The following is a 7,943-nucleotide window of genomic DNA, read 5'->3' as shown; positions in this document are numbered from 1 at the left end:
GGTCGGCGCCGCTGCGCAGGTGGTCGACCACCTCGGTGGTGATGACCTCGCCGGGAGTGACCACCGGTACGCCGGGCGGGTAGGGGCTGATGGTCTCGGCCGCGACGCGGCCGACCGCGTCCTCCGCCGCCACGCGGTCGGCCTCGCCGAAGAACGCGTCGCGCGGGAGGCGGGCCTGTTCCAGTTCGAGCGCCGGGGGCTCCGGGAGCCGTACGCCGGCCGGGGACGGACCGTCGATCGAGTCGGCCCGGTCGACCAGGGCCCGCAGGGCGTCCACGAGGACCTGTTCGGTCTCGTCGTCGTCCGCGTGGGTGATCGAGACGCTGATGCGGCAGGTGTCGGAGCCGCCCGGACGGCCGCCGTCGTCGTACAGATGTCGGCGCAGTCCATGTCGGTGCGGATGCACTTCGCGAGATCGGCGACCATGCCCTCGGACAGACAGGCGTCCGCGCAGGCCGTGCACGCCTGCGCGGAGGCGACGCGCTCCTCGATGCAGTGGGCCAGGGCGTCGGTGTCGACGCCGCCGGGACCGGCCGGGTGGGTGTTGAGCATGCCGCGTACCGTTGTCTCCATGAGATGCCTCCGGAGGGGTCGGACGTCGGCGGGCGCCGGCCGCCCGCCACGGCGCGCCTACTCCGAGCACGCGGGATCAGCCGGTCGACCTGTCCCTTGTGTCCGCTTCGTGTAGGCGCCGGAGGGTCGGGTAGCCGCCCGCCATGGACGCAATGAACCCCCTGGCCGTCGTCACCGGCGCCTCCAGCGGCATCGGCCTCGAACTCGCCCGGCAGTTCGCGCGGCACGGGTACGACCTGGTCGTCGCCGCCGAGGACGCGGCGCCGGCGTCCGCGGCGGAGCTGGGCGAGCACGGTACGGAGGTGACCGCCGTCCGGGCGGACCTCGCCACCGCGGACGGAGTGGCGGAGCTGCACCGGCGCATCGAGGGGACCCGGCGCCCGGTCGCGGCGCTCGCCCTGAACGCGGGGGTGGGCCGGGGCGGTGCCTTCCTGGAGACGGACCTGGCCGACCAGCAGCGCGTCATCGACCTCAACATCTCCTCGACCGTCCGGCTGGCCCGGCTCCTGGTGCCCTCGATGGTCGAGGACGGCCATGGGAGGGTGCTGGTCACCTCGTCCGTGGCGGCGACGACACCCGGGCCGTACCAGGCCGTCTACAACGCCTCGAAGTCCTTCCTGCTGTCCTTCGCCCAGGCTCTCGCCCACGAGCTGCGGGACACCGGTGTCACCGTGACGACCCTGCTGCCGGGACCGACGGACACCGCGTTCTTCGCCCGCGCGCACATGCTGGACACCGCGATCGGTACGGGGCCCAAGGACGATCCCGCCCAGGTCGCCGCGCAGGCCTTCGAGGCCCTGATGGCGGGCCGGGACAAGGTCGTCGCCGGTTCGGCCAGGTCCCGGCTGCAGGAACTCGCCGGCCGGGTCCTCCCGGACGGGCTCACGGCCCACGCCCACCGGTGCGCGGCCGAGCCCGGCTCCGGCTCCGGCTCCGGCTCCGGCTCCGGCTCCGGCTCCGGCTCCGGCTCCGGCTCCTAGAGGGTGTCTCGCCGATCTTGCCGGGTTCGCGGCCCGATCGACAGGACACCCCTAGGCGTCGGCGAGCAGGGGGTCGTAGGGCGTGTTCGCGCGACGGCCCGACATGAAGGAGAGGAAGTCGCCGACGAAGGCACTGCGGCCGTAGGTGCCGTCGGTGAGGTCGAGGTCCCGGTGGAAGGCGGTGCGGAAGAGCGCTCGGTGTTCGGCCGCGTCGATGGTTCCGCTGCCGTCCTTGTCGGTGGCGTCGAAGAGCACCTCGGCGACGCGGATGAGCGCGGGACCGGCGAGGGAGGGTACGGCGGCGGCGTACTCGGCGGCGCTGACGCGGCCGTCACCGTCGGTGTCGAGGGCCGCCTGGAGTTCGCGCCACCAGGCGGCGAAGGCGTCGTAGAGCCGGGTCTCCTCGGGTTCGTCCAGGTCGAGGCGGGTGGCCAGTTCGCGTGCCATGGCGGCGAGGTCGGGCCAGTCGAGGTGGCCGTCGCCGGTCTGGTCCAGCACCTGCCGGAAGAACTCCTCCGCCGACCGCCGGCTCTCCCCCGATGCCTCCGTGGTCGCCGTGGCCGCGGTGTCCGCCCGGGCGGCGGGGAACGGGTCCGGGCCGGTGTCGCCGCCCAGGGGCGTGAGGAGGCGGAGCAGGGCCGATGCCCGCTTCATGCGGGCGCGCAGCGCGGCCACGGTCCGGGCCCGGGGATCGTCGCTGTCGGGCGAGAGGGAGAGGGTCTCGATGATGGTTTCGGCACGGAGCCAGCCGTCGGGCAGGAATCGGGTGAGCCCGGCGGCGAGGTAGGCGCCCTGCATCAGGGTCGGCGCGCCGGGCATCTCGGGCAGTCCGGCCCTGCGCCGGTACGGCTCGGGGAGCGAGGCGACGGTGATCGCGCCGAGGAGCGGACCGACGACGGCCCGGCCGGCCGCCCACAGTGCCGGCGCGCCGTCGAGCAGGGCGGGGGCGGGCAGGTGGTCGAAGAGCCGGTAGAGGATGACCCGGGCCGCCTCGGTGTTCTCCAGTTCGTCCTCGACGACCCCGTCGAAGTAGCGCCAGAAGTCGTGCAGGTCCTCGGGGAGTTCCCCGGCGTCGCCGTCGAGCGCCGCGAGGAAGACGCGGTACTCGGCGTACATGTGCTCCATGGTGTCCTGGTCGAGCGGCTGACCGCTCAGTCGGCACATGGTGACGGCGCTCTCGAAGAGGGTGGCGACGACCCAGGCGCGGGTCGCGCGGTCCATGGCGTCGTAGGGGCGGCCGCGGGAGTCGGAGCCGCTCATGCGGGCGTGCAGCCTGTTGAGCCGGGCGGCCTCCCGCTCGCGCACCGCCGGGTCGGCGTCGAACATGCGCCGCATGCTGAGGAAGGTGTTGCGCAGCCGGCGCCAGGGGTGGGCCATGAAGGTGGAGTTGTCGGCGAGGGCGGCGCCGATCTGCGGGTGGGCGGCCTCCAGGACGGTGGCGCGGATCATGGCCAGTGCCCAGCGCGGGTCGTCGAAGAAGGCGTGGAAACGCGACTCCGGGCCGAACAGGGGCGCCTCGTCGGCCGTTCCCGTGGTTCCGGTCGTCATGACGGGTCTCCGTTCTTCTGAGGGGGCACGCCGCCGAAGCGGCGGTCGCGACGCCGGTAGGCGTCCAGGCAGGTGAGGAAGTCGGGGGTCCGGAAGTCCGGCCAGAGCACCTCGGGGAAGACCCACTCGGCGTAGGCGACCTGCCAGAGCATGAAGTTGGAGATGCGCTGTTCGCCGGAGGTCCGGATGACGAGGTCGACGTCCGGGGTGTCGGGGAAGGGCAGGTGGTCCGCGAAGAGCCGCTCGGTCACCTCGTCGGCGGGCGTGCCGCTGCGGATCAGGGACCTGGCGGCCTCGACGATGTCGCGGCGTCCGCCGTGGTCGAAGGCGACGGTCAGCGTCATCCCCTGGTTCTCGGCCGTCAGCGTGGCCAGGTCCTCGAAGTCCTGGGCCAGTCCACGGGGGATGCGCGGGTCCGCGGCCCCGAGGAAGCGGCAGCGGATGCCCCGGGCGAGGAGCAGCGGCGCGTGCTTGCGCACGACCCGGCGGACCAGTCGCATCAGGTCGTCGACCTCGGGGCCGGGACGGTTCCAGTTCTCGGTGGAGAAGGCGTACAGGCTGAGCCACTCGACTCCGGCCGCCCGGGCCGCTTCGATGACGTCGATGACCGAGGTCTCCGCGGCCCGGTGACCCGCCGCCCGGGGCAGTGAACGCCGCTGGGCCCAGCGGCCGTTGCCGTCCATCACGCAGGCCACGTGCCGGGGCACCGCGCGCGTCGGCCCGTCACCGTACCGTCGCCCACGCGGGTGGCCGTCCGTCGCCGCGCGTGCGCCGGGGACGGAACCGTCCGCCACGCCCGGACCCGTCCCCCACGGAACGGTACGGTCACCGCCGCCACGTTCGGTCACGCCCACCCCGTATCGCCCGCACGCCCGCCCCACCCGAAAGGTCTTCCCCCAGGAGTCTGACGGCGGGAAAGGGCCCCGACCCGCGGAACGGGGTGCCTTCACCCGTGGCTCACGTGATCGATTTCCCTTCTTCCTCCGGAACCGGCCCTGCCGACCCCGTTCGCGCGCGAGGTGCCGCGGACCACCGCGCGAGCCTCGGAAAGGTGGCTTCGGCGCTCCGGAGAAAAGCTTCAGGATTCGCACAACCATCCGCACGCTCGTGAGTCATGTAAGGCGAGCACGCCGAAGGCGTGTTCGTTTTTTCGTTTCCAGGGGGAATCACATGCCTCACCACATAAACCTGCGCGCCCGCGCGCTTCCGCTCGTGGCCGCCGCCGGGATGCTCGTGCCCGTCGCGGCCGGCGCCGCGCCCGCTGCCGCCGCCACCGCGCCGCAGGTCAGCTGCACGTCCGCCAAGGCCGGGCTCGCCGCCAAGCTCCAGCGGGACATCACCGCCGCGCTCGCCACGCGCTCCGGCACCGTCGCCGTCCACCTGCACGACCGCACCACGCGGACCACCTGCACCCTGCGGGCCACGAACGCGTACGACTCGGCCAGCATCGTGAAGGTGACCGTCCTCGCCGCGCTGCTCTGGGACGCCAAGAAGACCAACCGGTACCTGACCACGCGCGAGACCAACCTCGCGACCGCCATGATCACCAAGTCCGACAACGCGTCCACCACCACCCTGTGGAACCAGCTCGGGCTCACCAAGGTGAAGGGCTTCCTGGCGGCTGCCGGCATGACGCGGACGGTGCCCGGCTCCGGCGGCTACTGGGGGCTCACCCGGATCAACGCCGCCGACGAGCAGCGGCTGCTCTCGCTGATCACCGCCCGGAACTCCGTCCTGAGCGACAACGCCCGCGCCTACATCCTCCGGCTCATGGGCAACGTCGTCACCTCGCAGAGGTGGGGGACCCCGGCCGGCGCGCCCTCCTCCGTGTCCGTGCACGTCAAGAACGGCTGGCTGCAGCGCGCCACGCGCGGCTGGCGCGTGCACAGCATCGGTGCGTTCAAGGGCGCCGGCCACGACTACACCATCACGGTGCTCACCGACGGCAGCAGCACGATGACCTACGGCGTGAACACGATCCAGGCCGTGTCGAAGGTGATCCACCGGGATCTGATCCCCACCGTGCCCACCGCGTCCCGCTACACACCGACCGCCTCGCCCCAGGAGGCGTACATCGCGGTGCCCCGGGGCTGACGCGCGCGCCGGCCGCACGCGAAGAGGGTGAGCGGGAGCACGCGAACGGGAGACTCGCCGCAGTGGCTTCCGCTCCCCTCCGCCGCGGGTCCGCCCCGCTCCGGTCCGCGCGGAGGCCGCCGGGCAGGTGACCCGGTCGCCGGGAGGCCGCCACGGGCGGGCCTCCCGGCGAGGGGGCTCAGTGGCGCTCGGGCAGGTCCCGCTCCGCCGGCCGCGGGGCGAGGTCACCGGCCGTGGCCGGGGCGGCGGAGCGCGCGGACGGCGCCGCCGCCGGCTTCTTGCCGCAGAAGGCGGGCTCCAGCGTGCCGCCGAGCGCCGTGTTGGCGACGCCGTGGTTCGAGGTGTTCGCCACGGCCGACAGGCTGCGCCGCCCGTCGCGGGTCGAGAAGGCGTACGTGTAGAAGCCCTGCACCGTGCCGGTGTGGCCGTACACCTGGACGCCGCAGGACAGGTCGTAACGGCGCAGACCCAGCCCGTAGAAACGGGTGTTGGTGGCGTCCGTCGGGGTGACGGTCGTCATGGCCTCCATCATGGCCGGGGACAGCAGCCGCCCGCGCAGGAGCGCGCTGGTGAAGGTGTTCAGGTCGGCGGGGCTGGAGATGACGGCGCCGGCGGCCTGCGCCCAGGACACGGTCTGTTCCGTGGAGTCCACGAGCGGCTCACCGGCCGTGTCCGGGTGCAGATAGCCCCGGACGTGCAGGCCCTTGATCCGGGTGTCGGGGTGGACGTACGAGGTTTTGCGCAGCTTGAGCGGCTTGAAGATCCGGCGCTCGTAGGCGTCGGCCAGGGGGCGGCCCGTGAGCTTCTCGATGAGCATGCCGACGACCACGAAGTTGGCGTTGGAGTACTTGTACGCCACGCCGGGTTCGGTGGTCCGGGGCTCGCTCAGGGAGAGGTCGACGAGCTCCTGGGGGCTGAAGACCCGGTTCCGCACGGCTTCGAAGCCCGGCACCGTGTCGGCGAACATCGCGTTGGTGTAGTCGGCCAGGCCGCTGCGGTGGGTGAGCAGGTGTCGGACCGTGATGCGGTCGTCGGGGAGCAGTCCGGGCAGGTACCGGTTGACGGACGTGTCGAGTTCCAGCTTCCCCTCCTGCACGAGCTGGAGGAGGACGACCGTGGAGAACGTCTTGCTGACGCTGCCGACGCGGAAGCGCGCGTGGATGTCCATCGGCGCCCCCGACTCCCGGTTCCGGACACCGACGGTGCGGCTCTCCACCCCGTCGGGACCGGAGAACCGGGCCATCGCTCCCGGAGCTCCGTCGGCCAGGGCCGAGTTGAGCGCGGCGACGACACCCTCCATGTCCGCGGCGGGGGCCGCGGGCGCCGTCGCGGCGGCGGGCGCCGGACGTGCGGTGGCGGCGTCGGCGGCGAAGGCTGTGGTGGGGGCGAGTCCCGCCGCGAGGGCGGCGATCAGGGTGGTGGCGCTCACGGTCTGACGTCTGCGCGGCGACAGAGGCACGGTGATTCCTCGGCTTCTACTGAGCGTGGTCGCGTGGCGCACGAGACCGGTGCGCCACGGGGCGGGGAACGCGTCACGGTGCGCGTGCGTCCCCGTGCCCAATGACCATGAGGGCCGCTGTCCGGAAAAGGTTCCCGGCGCGGTCGGTGAATCCGGTCGGGACCGGAACGTCTCGTGAGGGCCGGGGTGGCGCGGGCGCGTGCACCGTACGGCGCGGGGGGGTGACGAATCAGCCCGTCACGAAGCATCCTTCGGCGAGGAGTTCGGCGCACGCGTCCACGGAGGACGGGGCGTGCGGTGTCGCCGCCGGTGGCGCGGAGCCGTGGCTCGGCCGCGCGCGAAGCGAACCGCGACCGCGACCGCGACCGCGGAGACCTTGCGTCGTTCGTGCGTCGTGAGCTGACCGTCCCGAAGGGGGTGGACGGGCGGCGCCGCTGTGGTCATGAGGGCCTCCTCGCGGGGCGTCGGTGTTCCCGGCCCCTTCACCCTCCGGCCCCAGGCGCGCCCTTCTCAAGCCGCGTCGATCACGCGTCGGTTCGGCCTCGCCGCTCAGTCCCGTCCTCGCGCGCGCCGGAAGCGCGCCAGTCCCTCGGCGAGGTCCACGATCGGGTCGGGGTAGTCGTACGCGGCGCGGTCGGCGCCCTTGAGCTTCCACGGTTCGTGGACGGAGGCGCCGGGCAGGGCGGCGAGTTCCGGCACCCATCGCCTGACGTACGCGCCGTCGGGGTCGTACCGCCGGCCCTGGAGGACGGGGTTGAGGACCCGGTGCGGGCGGCTGTCGGTGCCGGTGCCGGCCACCCACTGCCAGTTGAGCTGGTTGTTGGCGATGTCGCCGTCCACCAGGAGGCCGAGGAAGTGCCGGGCGCCGTCCCGCCAGTCGAGGTAGAGCGTCTTGCTGAGGAAGGAGGCGGTGAGCAGGCGCCCCCGGTTGTGCATCCAGCCCTCGTGGGCGAGCTGGCGCAGGGCCGCGTCCACCACGGGGTAGCCGGTGCGGCCTTCGCGCCAGGCCCGCAGGTCCTCCTCGGCCTCCGCGCCCCGCCGCCAGCGGTCGTTCCGGGGACGGTAGTCCTCCACGGCCGCCCGGGGCCGTGCCGCCAGCACCTGCTGGTGGAAGTCGCGCCAGCACAGTTGCCGTACGAAGGCGTCGGCGCCCGCGCCGCCCCGGGCGCGGGCGAGATGGAGGGCCTCGGTCGCGGAGACGGCGCCGAAGTGGAGGTACGGGGAGAGGCGCGAGGTCGCGTCGCCGGCGAGGTCGTCGTGGCGGTCCTCGTAGGCGTCGAGGCCCTGGG

Annotated in this window: 6 protein-coding genes and 2 pseudogenes; 2 read left to right on the top strand and 6 right to left on the bottom strand. The window is 73.3% G+C overall.

Features of this window, described 5'->3' with window-relative positions; translation table 11 throughout:
- Window positions 1-133, bottom strand: a pseudogene (locus RIF68_RS19255) (aminoacid decarboxylase); the annotation flags it as partial.
- Window positions 134-336: 203 nt separating this feature from the next.
- Window positions 337-573, bottom strand: a pseudogene (locus RIF68_RS19250) (four-helix bundle copper-binding protein); the annotation flags it as partial.
- Between the two features lie 143 nt (window positions 574-716).
- On the opposite strand from RIF68_RS19250, the gene RIF68_RS19245 reads away from it, so the two are divergent.
- Window positions 717-1,553: an SDR family NAD(P)-dependent oxidoreductase gene (locus RIF68_RS19245; RefSeq protein WP_309052518.1), complete on the top strand. Its 837-nt coding sequence runs from the start codon at window positions 717-719 to the stop codon at window positions 1,551-1,553.
- Between the two features lie 51 nt (window positions 1,554-1,604).
- On the opposite strand, the gene RIF68_RS19240 is transcribed toward RIF68_RS19245, so the two are convergent.
- Both RIF68_RS19240 and uppS read right to left on the bottom strand, forming a co-directional pair.
- Entirely contained in the window at window positions 1,605-3,101 is a 1,497-nt protein-coding gene (locus tag RIF68_RS19240; protein WP_309052517.1) for an oxygenase MpaB family protein, read from the bottom strand.
- Window positions 3,098-3,796 carry a polyprenyl diphosphate synthase gene (gene uppS, locus RIF68_RS19235; RefSeq protein WP_309052516.1) on the bottom strand — a complete coding sequence of 233 codons (699 nt, stop codon included), beginning with the start codon at window positions 3,794-3,796 and terminating at the stop codon, window positions 3,098-3,100. Before uppS ends, RIF68_RS19240 begins: the two co-directional genes overlap by 4 nt.
- Window positions 3,797-4,271: 475 nt before the next feature.
- On the opposite strand from uppS, the gene RIF68_RS19230 reads away from it, so the two are divergent.
- Window positions 4,272-5,195, top strand: a complete 924-nt coding sequence (locus RIF68_RS19230; RefSeq protein ID WP_309052515.1) for a serine hydrolase — start codon at window positions 4,272-4,274, stop codon at window positions 5,193-5,195.
- 178 nt (window positions 5,196-5,373) lie between these two features.
- On the opposite strand, the gene RIF68_RS19225 is transcribed toward RIF68_RS19230, so the two are convergent.
- Window positions 5,374-6,654, bottom strand: a complete 1,281-nt coding sequence (locus tag RIF68_RS19225) for a serine hydrolase domain-containing protein (protein WP_375165717.1) — start codon at window positions 6,652-6,654, stop codon at window positions 5,374-5,376.
- Window positions 6,655-7,203: 549 nt separating this feature from the next.
- A partial coding sequence (locus RIF68_RS19220) for an FAD-binding domain-containing protein (RefSeq protein ID WP_309052513.1) occupies window positions 7,204-7,943 on the bottom strand: 740 nt, incomplete at its 5' end.

Source organism: Streptomyces sp. (genome assembly GCF_031178505.1).
Classification (GTDB): Bacteria; Actinomycetota; Actinomycetes; order Streptomycetales; family Streptomycetaceae; genus Streptomyces; species Streptomyces gulbargensis.
Note: the sequence above shows the minus strand (reverse complement) of the source record. Positions and strands in the feature narration are given on the sequence as shown.